Raw genomic sequence first — 13,669 nt, 5'->3', positions numbered from 1 at the left:
TGGCTGGGGAACGTTCCGGCCGCGACTTTATCACACATGACCTTTATCGGCGGCAACCCGGAACGCAAATAAATAATCGCAGGAACAATGGAAGTACAGCAAATATGGCAAAAAGCCCCGACGTTTTCCAAATGCCCGGAAAGCTCCGACAGACGATCTGCTCCAGCTATAATGCCGCTCCATGAACTTGCATAAAACGCTTGCCACCGTCTCTGGCATGACCATGGTGTCGCGTGTGACGGGCCTGATTCGCGAAATCCTGTACGCGCGCGCTTTCGGCGCCGACGGCTACACCGATGCCTTCGCCATCGCCTTCCGCATTCCCAATCTGTTGCGCCGGCTGTTTGCCGAAGGCGCGTTTTCGCAAGCCTTCGTGCCGATCCTGGGCGAATACAAAAACCAGAAAGGCGAGGCCGCGACCAAGGAACTGGTCGACCACGTGGCGACCGTGCTGACCTGGGCCATGCTGGTTACCTGCATCATCGGCATTCTCGCGACGCCGGCGCTGGTCTATTTCATCGCCCCCGGCCTCGGCGACAACAAAGACGTGCTCGGCGCTTCGATCTTCATGACGCGGGTCATGTTCCCCTATATCGGCTTCATGTCGTTCGTGGCGCTGGCCGGCGGCGTCTTGAATACCTGGCATGAGTTCAAGATTCCTGCCTTCACCTCTGTCTTGCTGAACCTGGCGTTCATCGTCGCCTCGCTGTTCGTTGCGCCCTACATGCAACATCCGATCTATGCCATGGCGTTTGCGGTGCTGGTCGGCGGCGTATTGCAGGTGGCGATCCAGGTGCCGGCGCTGATCAAGGTCGGCATGCTGCCGCGGATTGCCATGAATCCCTCGATCGGCCTGCGTGATCTCGGCGTGCAGCGGGTGCTGAAAAAAATGGGGCCGGCGGTGTTTGCCGTCTCGGCGGCGCAAATCAGCCTGCTGATCAACACCAATATCGCCTCGCGCCTGGGTCATGGCAGCGTGTCCCTGCTGACCTACGGTGATCGCCTGATGGAATTTCCCACCGCCCTGTTAGGCGTGGCGCTCGGCACCATCTTGTTGCCCAGCCTGTCGAAAGCCAATGCCGACAAAGACCTTGCCGAATACTCATCGCTGCTGGACTGGGGCCTGCGCCTGACCTTCCTGCTGGCGCTGCCGTCCGCAGTCGGACTGGCGACCTTGTCGGTGCCGCTGACATCCACCCTGTTCCAGCACGGCAAATTCGACGCCGCCTCGGTGGCGGTCACCAGCCAGGTCCTGATCGCCTATGGCGTCGGCCTGATCGGCCTGATCGTGGTGAAAATCCTCGCCCCCGGCTTTTATGCAAAGCAAGACATCCGCACCCCGGTCAAGATCGCCATCGGCGTCCTGATCGCCACCCAGCTGATGAACTATGTCTTCGTGCCGATTTTTGCAGTGGCCGGCCTGGCTCTCTCGATCAGTATCGGCGCCTGTCTCAACGCCGGCTTCCTGCTGTGGAGCCTGATGCGGCGCGGCATCTACACACCGGAAACAGGCTGGGTACGCTATTTCCTGCGCTTGGTCGGCGCCCTGTTCCTGATGGCTGGCGTCGCCCTATGGGGTTCCCAGCAATTCGACTGGACCGGAGCGCATACCAGCTCATTGATGCGGATCGGCGCCCTGTTCGCGGTGATGGCGGCTTGTGGTGCAACTTACTTTGGAGCACTACTCGCCATGGGATTCCGTTTCCAGGATTTCAAGCGGATTGCACGTTAACTCGCTCAGGCAATCGCATCCTGGAAAATAGTTTGCTAGGATAGGAGCTATGACGATCACATCTCTGGAATACTTTAGCGCGCTGGTGCAACAAGCCAGCGACGTCCCCTTGTTCGAGGCGGCGCTGGCGATTGCGCAGGATGTCTATCCCAAGCTGGATTTCGACGCGCCGCAAAACGATCTCGACCGGCTGGCCAACACCTTGCGCCAGCGCCTGGCGACGGATGCCACGGCGATTCAAAAATTGCGTTCGCTAAATCACTTCTTCTATGAGGAACTGGGATTCGCGATCAACGTCAATCATTATTACGATACCGACAACAGTTACCTGCACCGGGTCATCGCCAAACGCCGCGGGATTCCGATCTCGCTGGCGCTGGTCTACATGGAACTGGCGCGGCAGGTTGGTTTATCGGTACAAGGGGTTTCATTCCCCGGTCATTTCCTGATGAAGCTGACCGTGCCGTCCGGCGATATCATGATCGACCCCGCCAACGGCACCAGCCTGTCGCGCGAAGAACTGGAAGAGCGGCTGGAGCCTTACCTGCCAACCGCCAGCGATGAAGAACGCGCCGCCAGCCGGCTGTCGCTGATCAGCTATCTGCAAGTAGCTCACCCGCATGAAATCCTGGTGCGCGTGCTGCGCAATCTGAAAGCGATCTACCAGCAAGGCAATCACTGGCAGCGGCTGCTGGAAGTGCAACAACGTATCTTGATTCTATTGCCGGGGGACGCTGTCGAAAGACGCGACCGCGGGCTGGCGTTTGCGCAGCTGGATTGTCCGCAAGCGGCGCTGGAAGACCTGGAATATTATCTGGCGCAAAGGCCACATGCGGCTGATGCGCCGATCTTGCAGCAGCAAGTCATCGAATTGCGCGAGGCGAGCCGGCGGTTGAATTAAAACAATGTCCTACCTGAGATGGTTGGCCGGCCACTCGTTACGCAGTAGCGACAGTTGCAGCATGTCGTGATACTGGCCGCGCCAGTATCCGGCCTGGCGCGCACACCCTTCATCGACAAACCCGAGCTGTCGCAGCAGCTTCAGGGACGCCAGGTTGTCGGGATGGACCATCGCTTCGATGCGATTGAGCGCCATATGTTCAAAACCCCAGCTCACGACCGCAGACAAGGTTTCTCGCATGAAGCCCTGCTTCTGCGCATGCGCCGCCAACTCATAGCCGATCATGCATTTGCGCCAAGCCGGATTCCACCGGAACAAACCGCATGTGCCGAGCAACCGGCTATCTTGCCGGGTCTGGATACCCCAGCGGGTGCCGGGATTTTCATCCAGGCGCCAGCTGGCGAATGTTTTGATCAGACCGCGCGCCGCGGCCAGATCCGGCAACGGATCGGTACCGAACCAGCGCATTGCATCAGGGTCGCCGTGCACGGCAAAAATATCCTCGGCGTCTTGCTCGATCGTTTCGCGCAACAACAAGCGTTCGGTTTGAATCACTGGAAACGCAGTTTCCTCACCCATTACCTACCCATCCTGCGTTGATGTGCGTTGATGTCTCAGCCCTTGCTACGCGCCTCGATCACTTCCCATTTTTCCAGGCTCTCCAGCAGCAAGCCGTCGATTTCCGCGAACCGTTCATTCAACCGTTTCACTTCATCCGGCTTTTGCTTGTACAGGTCGGGATCTTCCAGCTGGCCGGTGATGGCCTTCTGTTCTGCTTCCAGCTTGGCGATCAGGACTGGCAGCTCTTCTAGCTCACGCTGTTCCTTGTAGCTGAGTTTTTTCTGCTTGACTGCGGGCTGCACCGGCTCCGCTGCCTTCGCTTCGACTTTAGCTTCGCTCTTGGCCCTGGCGATGACGGCCGACTGGCTAGGACGCACGCGCTCCCAGTCCGTGTAACCACCGACATACTCGCGCCACATGCCATCGCCTTCAGCGGCGATCACCTGGGTGACGACGTTGTCGAGGAAGGTACGGTCATGGCTGACCAGGAACACTGTGCCGTTATAGTCTTCCAGCAGTTCTTCCAGCAGTTCCAGCGTATCGATGTCCAGATCGTTGGTCGGTTCATCCAGCACCAGCACGTTGGCCGGCTTGGCGAACAAGCGCGCCAGCAGCAGGCGGTTGCGCTCGCCCCCTGACAGCGACTTGACCGGCGAGCGCGCGCGCTCCGGCGCAAACAGGAAATCGTTCAGATAGGTCATCACATGCTTGCGCTGGCCGTTGATCTCGACCCAGTCGCTACCCGGCGCGATGGTGTCCGCCAGGCTGGCGTTCTCATCCAGTTGCGCACGCATCTGGTCGAAATACGCGATCTGCAGTTTGGTGCCCTGCTTGACGCTGCCGCTGTCCGGCTGGTCGACGCCGAGAATCAGCTTGAGCAAGGTGGTCTTGCCGGCGCCGTTCTGGCCGATCAGGCCGACCTTGTCGCCGCGCAGGATGGTGGCGGTGAAATTGTTCACGATCACCCTGTCGCCATAAGCCTTGTTGACATCGGTCAGCTCGGCGACGATCTTGCCGGAGCGTTCGCCGGACGAAACATCCAGCTTGACCTGGCCTTGCTGGTCGCGGCGCACGCTGCGCGCAACGCGCAAGGCTTCCAGACGCCGCACGCGGCCTTCGTCGCGGGTACGGCGCGCTTGCACGCCTTTGCGGATCCAGATTTCTTCCTGCGCCAGGAATTTGTCGAACTTGGCGTTCTCGACTTCTTCGTTTTCCAGCTGCTCGGCCTTGCGCACCTGATAAGCCGTGAAATTGCCCGGGAAGGACAAGATGCGGCCGCGGTCCAGTTCGATGATGCGGGTGGCGACGTTATCCAGAAAGCTGCGGTCATGGGTAATGAACAGCACGCTGCCCTTGTAGTCGCGCAGCAAACCTTCGAGCCACATGATCGAGCTGAAATCCAGATGGTTGGTCGGCTCATCGAGCAGCAAGACGTCAGGCGTACTGACCAGCGCGCAAGCCAGCGCCACGCGCTTTTGCATACCGCCGGAGAGTTGCCCCATCAGCAGGTCTTTATCCAGGTTCAAACGGTCCAGCGTGGTCTCGACCTTGTTGGTCAGGCTCCAGGCATCGGCCGCATCGAGCTTGCTCTGGATCTCGTGCATGCGTTCCATGATGGCGTCATCGTTGTCGCCGCCGAACTGGCCGGTCAGTGCATCGTATTCGTTGAGCAAGGCCTGCATTTCGCCCATGCCCGCGGCGACGGCGTCGAATACCGACATGTCGGAGTCAAAATGCGGTTCCTGGTCGACATAAGCGATCTTGATCCCCTGCTGCATCACCATCAAGCCGTCGTCCAGCTTGGAAACGCCGGCGATGGTTTTCAGCAGCGATGACTTGCCGGTACCGTTACGACCGATCAGGCCGACCCGCTCGCCGGATTCAATGGAAAACTCAGCGTGATCCAGCAACGCGACGTGACCAAATGCGAGTTGCGCATTGGAGATAGAAATGACAGCCATAATTTGGACGAGACCAGAAAAAGAAAGACCTGCTGAGCGCGGCTATAACGGGCGACGCGCGGTCAATTGGATGAATGAACCGCACATTGTACCTATACTGGCGCGGCAAGATGCAGATTTGTCGCTTTCATCCTTTTGGGCCGTCTGTATTCCAGCACAGAATCCGCAGCGGATACCGGTCTCCCCGCCCCCTCCCCGCTCGTCGTCGCCATCCAACAATACGTTACCAAATTATTTTTCCAACAGCATTGCCAAAAAGAAATTTCAACCCTATATTGTTTCGTAGTGGAAATAATTATCCGGTAGAGATATAAGCCACTGCGTTATGCATTTGACTCGCGTCCAAAAACAATATTGTTGCAAAAACATTGGCAACAGGCGCGTTATCGCGTCGATTGCCGTTTACATTCAAACAGGGAGAAAACCATGGATCCATTGCTGGGACAATTATTGACGCCAAGATATGACGCCGCGCTGGTGTTGCTGTCGTATCTGATTTCATTCTGGGGCGCGCTGCTGGCTCTGCAATGCGCCAAATCCATGTTCCGCAAGGATGGCACGCTGGATCTGGGCATGGCGGTTTGCGCCGCAGCCTCGCTGGGCGGCATCGGCATCTGGTCGATGCACTTCCTGGCCATGCAGGCTTACCGCCTGTCCGTACCAATTTCCTATGACGTCTGGCTCACCGCCGCATCGCTGGCGGCCGCCATTGTCATCTCCGGCATTGCGCTCTATCTGGCCGGCGGCCACGGCAAATTCAAGACTTCCGGCTGGCTGGCCGGCAGCCTGCTGGCCGGCGTCGGCGTTTGCGTCATGCACTATATGGGGATGTATGCGATGAACCTGCGCGCCACCATGTCCTTGAATCTCACCACAGTGGCCATCTCGCTGGTGATTGCCATTGTTGCGGCAGGCGCAGCCCTGTGGCTGGCCTTTAACCTGACCCAGCTGCTGCATCGGATCGCAGCGGCGCTGGTGATGGCGCTGGCGGTGTGCAGCATGCATTACGTCGGCATGTTCGCCGCCAACATGATCTGCACCACCGATGCGCCGCTGATCCCGCTGAAAATCGGCGGCAACTATCTCGACGTCTCGGTGTATTTCGTGGCTGGCCTGCTGTCCTTGTGCATTTTCTGGGTAGTGTTGGGGCGCAGCATGGATGACAACAAACTGGCCGATTCGCTGCGCTGATCGGTTCAGCAAAAAACCCGGGCGCCTGGCGCCCGGGTTTTCCATTTTCTATCGACGGCAGTATCGTTCAAGGTTTGGCGGCAGGCTTGCCCGGCCCGATATAAGTTTCCAGCCAGCGGTTCGATTCCGCCAGCATCTGCATGATCGACTCACGCGCGCGATAGGCATGCGCTTCGTTAGGCAGCATCACCAGCCGCGCCGTACCACCCAAACCCTTGATCGCGGCATACATGCGCTCGCTCTGCACCGGAAAGGTGCCGGGATTATTATCCTGTTCGCCATGAATCAGCAGCAAGGCATCCTTGATCTGGTCGACGTAGTTGAAAGGCGACATGGCTTGATAGACGTCTTTGGCCTGCCAGAAATTACGCTCCTCCGCCTGGAAACCGAACGGCGTCAGCGTGCGGTTATACGCGCCGCTGCGGGCGATGCCGGCCTTGAACAGACGCGTATGCGCCAGCAGGTTGGCGGTCATGAAGGCGCCGTAGGAATGGCCGCCGACGGCGATGCGCTCACGGTCGGCGACGCCCAGCCGCACCACTTCATCCACCGCCGCCTCGGCGCTGGCGACCAGTTGCGCCACATAAGTGTCGTTCGGTTCCTTGCTGCCCTCGCCGACGATCGGCACCGAGAATTCATCGAATATCGCGTAGCCCATCGCCAGGAAAGCCTGCGGCCGCCAGTAGCTGATGCGGTTGAAGCGGTACGGTGAATCGGTGATCTGGCTGGCCGCCTCAGCCGACTTGAACTCGGCCGGATAGGCCCACATCAACATCGGCAGCGGGCCGTCGCGCTTGGCGTCGTAGTTCGGCGGCAGGAACAGCGTGCCGGTGAGTTCGACGCCGTCCTTGCGTTTGTAGCGAACCAGCTGTTTGTTCACGCCTTCAAGCTGCGGCGTCGGATGCGGGAAATGCGTCAGCGCGCGCGGCGCCGATTGTGCGTTCACCCTCAGGTCGCGCACGTAAAAATTGCCAGGCTCGGTAGGCGATTCGCGCGACGTCAGCACCTGCTCACCGCTATCGTCCAGCAGGATTTGCGGCGCTTCGTAGTAAGGCGCCTGCGAATGGAACAGCCGCGTGGCCTGCAGTGTCTGCAGGCTGACCTTGTCCAGGAACGGCCGGTCGCCCTCCGGTGATGCGCCGCCGCCGATCCGGAAAATGCTGTCGCCGTCGGCGCTGACCAGTAAGCGCGTCTCGCCGTGTTCATCACGCACCATAACCGGCCTGCCGGGATTCTTGTAGCGATCCTCGGAAGATGCCTCGCGAATCAATTGCGGCGCGCGATCGGGATGGTCCGGCGCAATGCGCCATTCCTTGACCTGACGCGTCTTCCACCAGAATTCGTTCAGTAGCGCTAGCTCGCCGTTACCCCAGTTGATGCCGGCATAACGCGAACTCAGGCGCGCCAAGGTGCTCGGCGCTTGCTCGAATGGCGCGGCCTGCATCAGCACCAGATCGCGCGTATCAACCTTGCTCGCCGGATCGCCGCCATCCTGCGCTTCGGCCCAGACCAGGGTCGCCGGCGCATCGTGACGCCAATCAATCCGGCGCACGCCGGTGGGCACCGCATCGTTACCGGTCGGCAGCCCCTCGACCAGCGGCAGGCTGGCAATCTGTTTCACCAGCTTGCCGCTGCGGTCCAGCACTTCGATCCGGCGTGGGAAACTGGTGACCGGAACCTGATAGGAAAAAGGCCGCTCGATACGCTGGCGCAGCATGTAACGGCTATCCGGTGAAGGTTCCAGCGCCAGCGTCAACGACGGCTCGCCCAATTTGACGACCTTGCCATCCAGATCGATCAGCGCCGCCTGCGTACGCAAATAATGCTCAAGGGTGAGCGCATCATCCTCGTTTTTCAGCAGATCCTGAAAAGTAGGATTGCTTTTTACACCGGCGCCAGCCTGCGTCATCTGCACGCTGGGACCACGCGGGATGCCGTCCGCAACCGGCGCCGCGCCGGCCTCCTCGACGCGCAACTGCACCAGCAGCTGCCTGCTATCCGGCATCCAACGATAACCGTTGCCGGCCACCGTATTCAACGGCCGCGCGGTCAGCCGCCGCGCCCGGCGCGCAGCGACATCAACCAGCCACAGTTCATTGGTGCCGGCTTTCGCATCGACCTGGTTGAAAGCGATATAACGCTGGTCGGGCGACCAGCTTGAGCTGGCGATCGAGAGTGGTTGCGGCAATCCCTGCAGGCGGACTTCCTTGCCGCTGGCGATCTCCAGCAAGAACAAATCGTTGCCAAACGAAAAACGGCTCTGCGCATAGGTGCGTGGATTGATACGCAAGCCGGCCAGTTTCAATTCAGGCTGCGCAACCGCGTCGATGCCAGGCAATGACGGCGTCTGCGTCAAGGCCAGCAAATCGCGATGCGGACTGACCGATAACTGCGGCGGCAGCGGCGCATCCACCAAGGCTTGCAGCGGCAACGGCGGCAATGCATAGCTGCCCGCTGTTTTCGCGGGAGTTTGTGCTTGAATCGCCGGCGGCTGCACGACCAGCAGGGAACCGATGAGGGCCAGACCTTTGGGAGACAATTTCATATCGATCGATGGTTAAGTGAGTAATGCGGTTAACTAGTGCGGTCAATACAACCGGGACCGGATCACATCCAATGCGGCTGCTACCTGAACTTCGGCTGGCAAAACGCCAAGTTGATCATTATGACGGGACTTTACCGAACAACAACATGTCAGGCACATAAACCTGCTGAAACGGCAAAGCTTCATCCTCTGCTCTGATGACAGACCCAGACAATAATTCCATATTTCGATAATTATTGAATTAACTCGATACTTCCACTAATATGGAAACATCATGGAAAACAAATCAGCCGTCATCGCCCTCGCCGCCCTTGCACAGGAATCGCGCCTGCAAACCTTCCGCCTTCTGGTGCAAGCCGGGCCTGAAGGCCTGGTCCCGACGCACATTGCGGAGCGCCTCGGAATCGCCCCCTCCTCGCTCTCTTTTCATTTGAAGGAACTGGCGCACGCCGGTTTGATTACATCCGAAAAAAACGGCCGCTCGATCCTGTATGTCGCCAATTTTTCCGCGATGAACGGACTAATCGCGTTCCTGACTGAAAACTGCTGTGGCGGTAATCCATGCACGCCGGTTTGCGTCCCTGCCTGTGCAGCCGGCGTGACTTCCAGCTGAAGCACATCCGCATCGAGAAATCTGGAAAGACGCCGCCATGACACATTCTCGCAAGCTCGCCGGTGAATTCCTCGGCACAGCATTTCTGCTGGCGATCATCATCGGCTCCGGCATCATGGGCGAACGGCTGGCCGACGGCAACGTCGCCATGGCGCTCATGGCAAACACCCTGGCGACCGGCGCCGGCCTGATCGCACTGATCCTGACATTTGCGCCGATCTCGGGAGCGCACTTCAATCCTGTCGTGACGTTAAGCGAAATGTGGCTCGGCCATATTCCCAGGCGGCTGGCAGCGCAGTATGTGGCAGCCCAGATCGCAGGCGCTTTTGCCGGCGTTGCTGCAGCACATGGCATGTTCGGCGAAGCGGCGTTCTTTGCATCACATCACGTGCGCAGCGGCCTGCCGCAATGGTGGAGCGAGTTTATCGCCACCTTCGGCCTGCTGGCAGTCATCACCAGCTGTTCCCGCAACCGGCCGGCAAGCACACCGTTTGCGGTGGGCGCCTATATCACCGCCGCCTACTGGTTCACATCGTCAATATCGTTCGCCAACCCCGCCGTCACGTTGGCCCGTGCAGCGTCAGACACGTTCGCCGGCATCCGGCCCCAAGACGCACCAGGATTTATCGCCGCCCAGCTGCTCGGCGCCACCGCCGCGGCCATCCTGTTCAAATGGTTATTCGCTCCAGACAAAGAGGTCTCACTCCATGGAAATCAAGATTTATCACAACCCGGCTTGCGGGACATCCCGTAATACCCTCGCGCTGATTCGCAATACAGGAATAGAGCCGGAGATTATTGCGTACCTGCAGACACCGCCCAGCCGCGCCGACCTGCGCCAGATGATCCAGCAGGCAGGCTTGACGGTGCGCACCGCAATCCGCGAAAAAGGTACGCCGTTTGCCGAGCTCGAACTCGACAATCCCGCGCTAACCGACGATGCGCTGCTCGACGCCATGCTCGCCAACCCGATTCTGATCAACCGGCCATTCGTCGTAACCCCGATCGGCGTGCGCTTATGCCGGCCATCCGAACTGGTGCTGGACATCCTGCCCTTGCCACAACTGGGACCATTCACCAAAGAAGATGGCGAAGCCGTGATCGACGCTGACGGAAAAAGGATAAAGACCAATGACTGACAAGCTCAGCAATCTGCCCAACGTTAGCGCAACGCATCTGGATATGCCGACGCTGCAAAAACTCGATACGCCGACAACATCGACCCACGCGCCGCGCATCTTGCTCCTTTACGGCTCCCTGCGCGAGAAATCGTACAGCCGTCTGCTCACGCTGGAAGCAGAACGCATCCTGCAGCATTTCGGCGCCGACACGCGGGTATTCGATCCACACGGACTACCCATGGTCGACAGCTGTGCGCCGGAACATCCAAAAGTGCAGGAACTGCGGCAACTCTCAGAATGGTCAGAAGGCCAGGTCTGGTGCAGCCCCGAGCGGCACGGCGCCGTCACCGGCGTGTTCAAGTCACAGATAGACTGGATTCCACTGGAAATCGGCAGCACCCGCCCGACCCAGGGCCGCACGCTGGCGGTGATGCAGGTATCCGGCGGCTCGCAGTCGTTCAACGCAGTCAACGGCCTGCGCGTCCTAGGACGCTGGATGCGCATGGTGACCATTCCCAACCAGTCCTCGGTCGCCAAGGCATACCAGGAATTCGACGACAACGGCCGCATGAAGCCGTCGCCCTACTACGAACGTCTGGTCGATGTGATGGAAGAGCTCTACAAATTTACGCTGCTGGTGCGCGACCGTTCCAGCTATCTGACCAGCAGATATAGCGAACGGAAGGAGGCAGCTCCAGAGTTAGCTATCAGTTTGGCTGCGGCGGCGATGAATCATGAGATAACGCGGCAAGGAACCGAACCACTCGCGTAATGTTATCGACATGGATGGGATATTGCCTCAAAACCCTTTAAATACAAGGCTGATGAGGATTTTCCATGATAGAGGGGAATTGGGGATGGTCCCGCCAACAGCGGAATCAAAATACGAATTTAATCAATAACTTACAATGTAATTTCGTAATTTTTTAGTAATCAAATCTATATTTTAGAATGAATAGATAAAAGCGCGTCTACCGTTCTATAGCGGCAACTCGGCCTCTGCATCTACGAGAATGATTGACTGTATTTAAATGAGGTAACATAAATCAAACCGCTAAATAGGGAAACCATATGCCGGAGACACCCGAAATAGATCAAGGGCCAGAACATCCAATTGAACAAAAATATGTTGCATTCTGCGACATTCTTGGGTTTTCCAATAGCGTAGTAGCTGAATTTGACCAAACCTTATCGCTCTACAAAGAACTTGGTCGACACATCACAACTTGGGAATATTCTGATCAAGTCAACGTGACGATGTACTCAGATTCAATACTGATCACATCGTCAGAACTGCTCCCCCTTCTCGGCACAGTGCAACTTTTGTGGTTTTATTGTTTGCAGCATAATTTCATGTTGAGGGGCGGAATCGCGTTCGGTCGATATTGGGAAGATCGTCGAGATACTCACTTACTAGTGGTCAGTGACGCATTGATTAATGCTGTCAAGCTCGAAAAGATGGTCGGGGTGCCAGCAGTTGTTATTTCGGACGACATCGTTATCCCTGAAAATTACTGGCTTGAACGTTTTCGAAACGGCCCTTACGCCACATCACTATTACATTTCCGAGACAGAAATATCGTCAATCCATTTAATATAATGTGGGGATCTTCGGCAGCGATGCGCGCAAATTTGCTGATGGAGAAAAGCCCAAATTACAGAAATAAATACCTTTGGTTCCTGGCGCTTTATGACGCGCTAAAAGCCGGGAAATCATTAATACCAGAAACCACATATCAGTCTTTCATTGATCGTGGCATTCTTGCCTTCGTTCCTTCGGAAAGCCAGACCGACGCAGTACAATCTGTCCAATAGTTCACGGCGTGGAATGAGATGAGAGACCCGCACCAGCTCTACATCTTGCTACTTGCGGTAGCAAATTTGTAGCAATCATATTTGCCTCTTCTCCGAAATTTTAAGTCCGACGTTGGTGCGTAGGTGCGAGGTGGGTGGTCCACGGCGCAGCTCGCGGCTCTATGTGCGGGGCAAGAGTGTGCAGCGCTGTAAGGAACCCGGCCCATCTCCTATGCGGCCTGTAGCCGCGCAAGAAGGCGGCGATAGTAAAATTCATCGGACGTCATGCCGTCAAGCGCGCCGTGTGACCACCATCCTGGTCGAGGATGGGCCGCCGGCGCATTTTTTCTGGCACTGCTATCATTGTTGGCGACGGGTTCGCTACTGCATTCTCCCGCTTTTTTAACCTATCCACGCGCCACGATGGAAATGAAGATGGATCTCGCTTTGCTAGAACGTTGGTTGACCGGCTGGAGTCTAGGTCGCGGTTTGCCGCTGCCCACGCGGCGGGGTGATGGCTTGTATGTGGAAGTCGGGCAGCCCAAGCAACTGCGCCGCTACGTGTTTGTGGATGCAGGGGCGGGACTGCAACATTGCGCGGAGCAGGTCAGCGAAGCCTGCGTATTCGTCAAGGCGGCGGTGACGTCCGAAATCTTGCGCGCGGCGCTACCGGCGCGCTGGCAAATCGAACCTCTGCAATATGTGATGGTAGGCCCGCAGCCTATGCCTAGGCCAGTCCAGCTGCCGACGGGCTATCGCAACACCGTAGGCGTAGAAAACGCCGGGCATGTGGTGCGCGTGGAAAATGCCCGCGGCGAATTGGCCGCAATAGGGCGCGTTGCGCTACACCAAGGCTGCGCCGTGTTTGACCGTATAGAAACGTCGGAATCACATCGCCGCAAAGGCTTGGGCACGGTCGTCATGTATGCGTTGGATGCCCTAGCGCAGCAAGCGGGCACCACCGAGCGCCTGCTAGTGGCCAGCGACGCTGGCCGCGCTCTTTACGAGACCTTTGGCTGGCGGGTAGTGGCGCCGCTTGCGACGGCAGTGTTGGCGGCGTAATAAGCGAGACGCGGGTTCGATTCCCGCCGCCTCCACCAATAATTTGTTTTAAATCAAAGACCGGAAATTTTCAAGCTAGTTGTCGCCTGAGTGTTGCATTTATGCTGCCTTTTTCAGTGCTAGATCTTGCTCCTTTTTCTTGATTGCATCGGTCGCCTGTTTTTCAGGATTCAGGTGAACCACCATGA

General features: G+C 57.8%; 13 protein-coding genes. 10 read left to right on the top strand and 3 right to left on the bottom strand.

Going from position 1 to position 13,669, the window contains the following annotated elements; all coding sequences use genetic code 11:
• Positions 1 to 181 precede the first annotated feature (181 nt).
• Positions 182 to 1,732: a murein biosynthesis integral membrane protein MurJ gene (murJ, locus tag ABI171_RS13085; RefSeq protein WP_348093000.1), complete on the top strand. Its 1,551-nt coding sequence runs from the start codon at positions 182 to 184 to the stop codon at positions 1,730 to 1,732.
• A 49-nt stretch (positions 1,733 to 1,781) separates the two neighbouring features.
• Entirely contained in the window at positions 1,782 to 2,633 is an 852-nt protein-coding gene (locus ABI171_RS13080; RefSeq protein ID WP_348092999.1) for a tetratricopeptide repeat protein, read from the top strand.
• A gap of 9 nt (positions 2,634 to 2,642) precedes the next feature.
• Here the strand turns inward: ABI171_RS13080 and ABI171_RS13075 are convergent, their stop codons facing one another.
• Positions 2,643 to 3,212, bottom strand: a complete 570-nt coding sequence (locus ABI171_RS13075; protein WP_348092998.1) for a GNAT family protein — start codon at positions 3,210 to 3,212, stop codon at positions 2,643 to 2,645.
• A gap of 35 nt (positions 3,213 to 3,247) precedes the next feature.
• Entirely contained in the window at positions 3,248 to 5,155 is a 1,908-nt protein-coding gene (locus tag ABI171_RS13070) for an ATP-binding cassette domain-containing protein (RefSeq protein WP_348092997.1), read from the bottom strand.
• On the opposite strand from ABI171_RS13070, the gene ABI171_RS13065 reads away from it, so the two are divergent.
• Positions 5,145 to 5,441, top strand: coding sequence for a hypothetical protein (locus tag ABI171_RS13065; RefSeq protein WP_348092996.1), 297 nt, complete (start codon positions 5,145 to 5,147; stop codon positions 5,439 to 5,441). The genes ABI171_RS13070 and ABI171_RS13065 overlap by 11 nt on opposite strands.
• A 140-nt stretch (positions 5,442 to 5,581) precedes the next feature.
• A complete protein-coding gene (locus ABI171_RS13060; protein ID WP_348092995.1) occupies positions 5,582 to 6,346 on the top strand; it encodes an MHYT domain-containing protein in 765 nt (254 codons plus the stop codon).
• A gap of 67 nt (positions 6,347 to 6,413) precedes the next feature.
• On the opposite strand, the gene ABI171_RS13055 is transcribed toward ABI171_RS13060, so the two are convergent.
• Entirely contained in the window at positions 6,414 to 8,891 is a 2,478-nt protein-coding gene (locus tag ABI171_RS13055) for a prolyl oligopeptidase family serine peptidase (RefSeq protein ID WP_348092994.1), read from the bottom strand.
• 274 nt (positions 8,892 to 9,165) lie between these two features.
• Between ABI171_RS13055 and ABI171_RS13050 the strand changes: the two genes are divergently transcribed.
• From ABI171_RS13050 to ABI171_RS13025, 6 genes are all read left to right on the top strand, one after another.
• Entirely contained in the window at positions 9,166 to 9,504 is a 339-nt protein-coding gene (locus ABI171_RS13050) for a metalloregulator ArsR/SmtB family transcription factor (RefSeq protein ID WP_348092993.1), read from the top strand.
• A 37-nt stretch (positions 9,505 to 9,541) separates the two neighbouring features.
• Positions 9,542 to 10,258 (top strand): MIP/aquaporin family protein, encoded by a 717-nt coding sequence (locus ABI171_RS13045; RefSeq protein WP_348092992.1) that lies wholly within the window; start codon positions 9,542 to 9,544, stop codon positions 10,256 to 10,258.
• Positions 10,212 to 10,643 (top strand): arsenate reductase (glutaredoxin), encoded by a 432-nt coding sequence (arsC, locus tag ABI171_RS13040; RefSeq protein ID WP_348092991.1) that lies wholly within the window; start codon positions 10,212 to 10,214, stop codon positions 10,641 to 10,643. Before ABI171_RS13045 ends, arsC begins: the two co-directional genes overlap by 47 nt.
• Positions 10,636 to 11,397: an arsenical resistance protein ArsH gene (arsH, locus tag ABI171_RS13035; RefSeq protein ID WP_348092990.1), complete on the top strand. Its 762-nt coding sequence runs from the start codon at positions 10,636 to 10,638 to the stop codon at positions 11,395 to 11,397. The genes arsC and arsH overlap by 8 nt, the downstream gene beginning before the upstream one ends.
• Positions 11,398 to 11,696: 299 nt before the next feature.
• Positions 11,697 to 12,440 (top strand): hypothetical protein, encoded by a 744-nt coding sequence (locus ABI171_RS13030; RefSeq protein WP_348092989.1) that lies wholly within the window; start codon positions 11,697 to 11,699, stop codon positions 12,438 to 12,440.
• Between the two features lie 414 nt (positions 12,441 to 12,854).
• The gene (locus tag ABI171_RS13025) at positions 12,855 to 13,481 is read left to right on the top strand and encodes a GNAT family N-acetyltransferase (protein WP_348092988.1); all 627 of its coding nucleotides are present in this window, start codon (positions 12,855 to 12,857) and stop codon (positions 13,479 to 13,481) included.
• Positions 13,482 to 13,669: the final 188 nt, after the last annotated feature.

The sequence above is a fragment of the Collimonas sp. genome (assembly GCF_039923675.1).
GTDB lineage: Bacteria > Pseudomonadota > Gammaproteobacteria > Burkholderiales > Burkholderiaceae_D > Collimonas.
The sequence above is the reverse complement of the archived record's forward strand: the minus strand, read 5'-3'. Positions and strand labels throughout refer to the sequence as shown.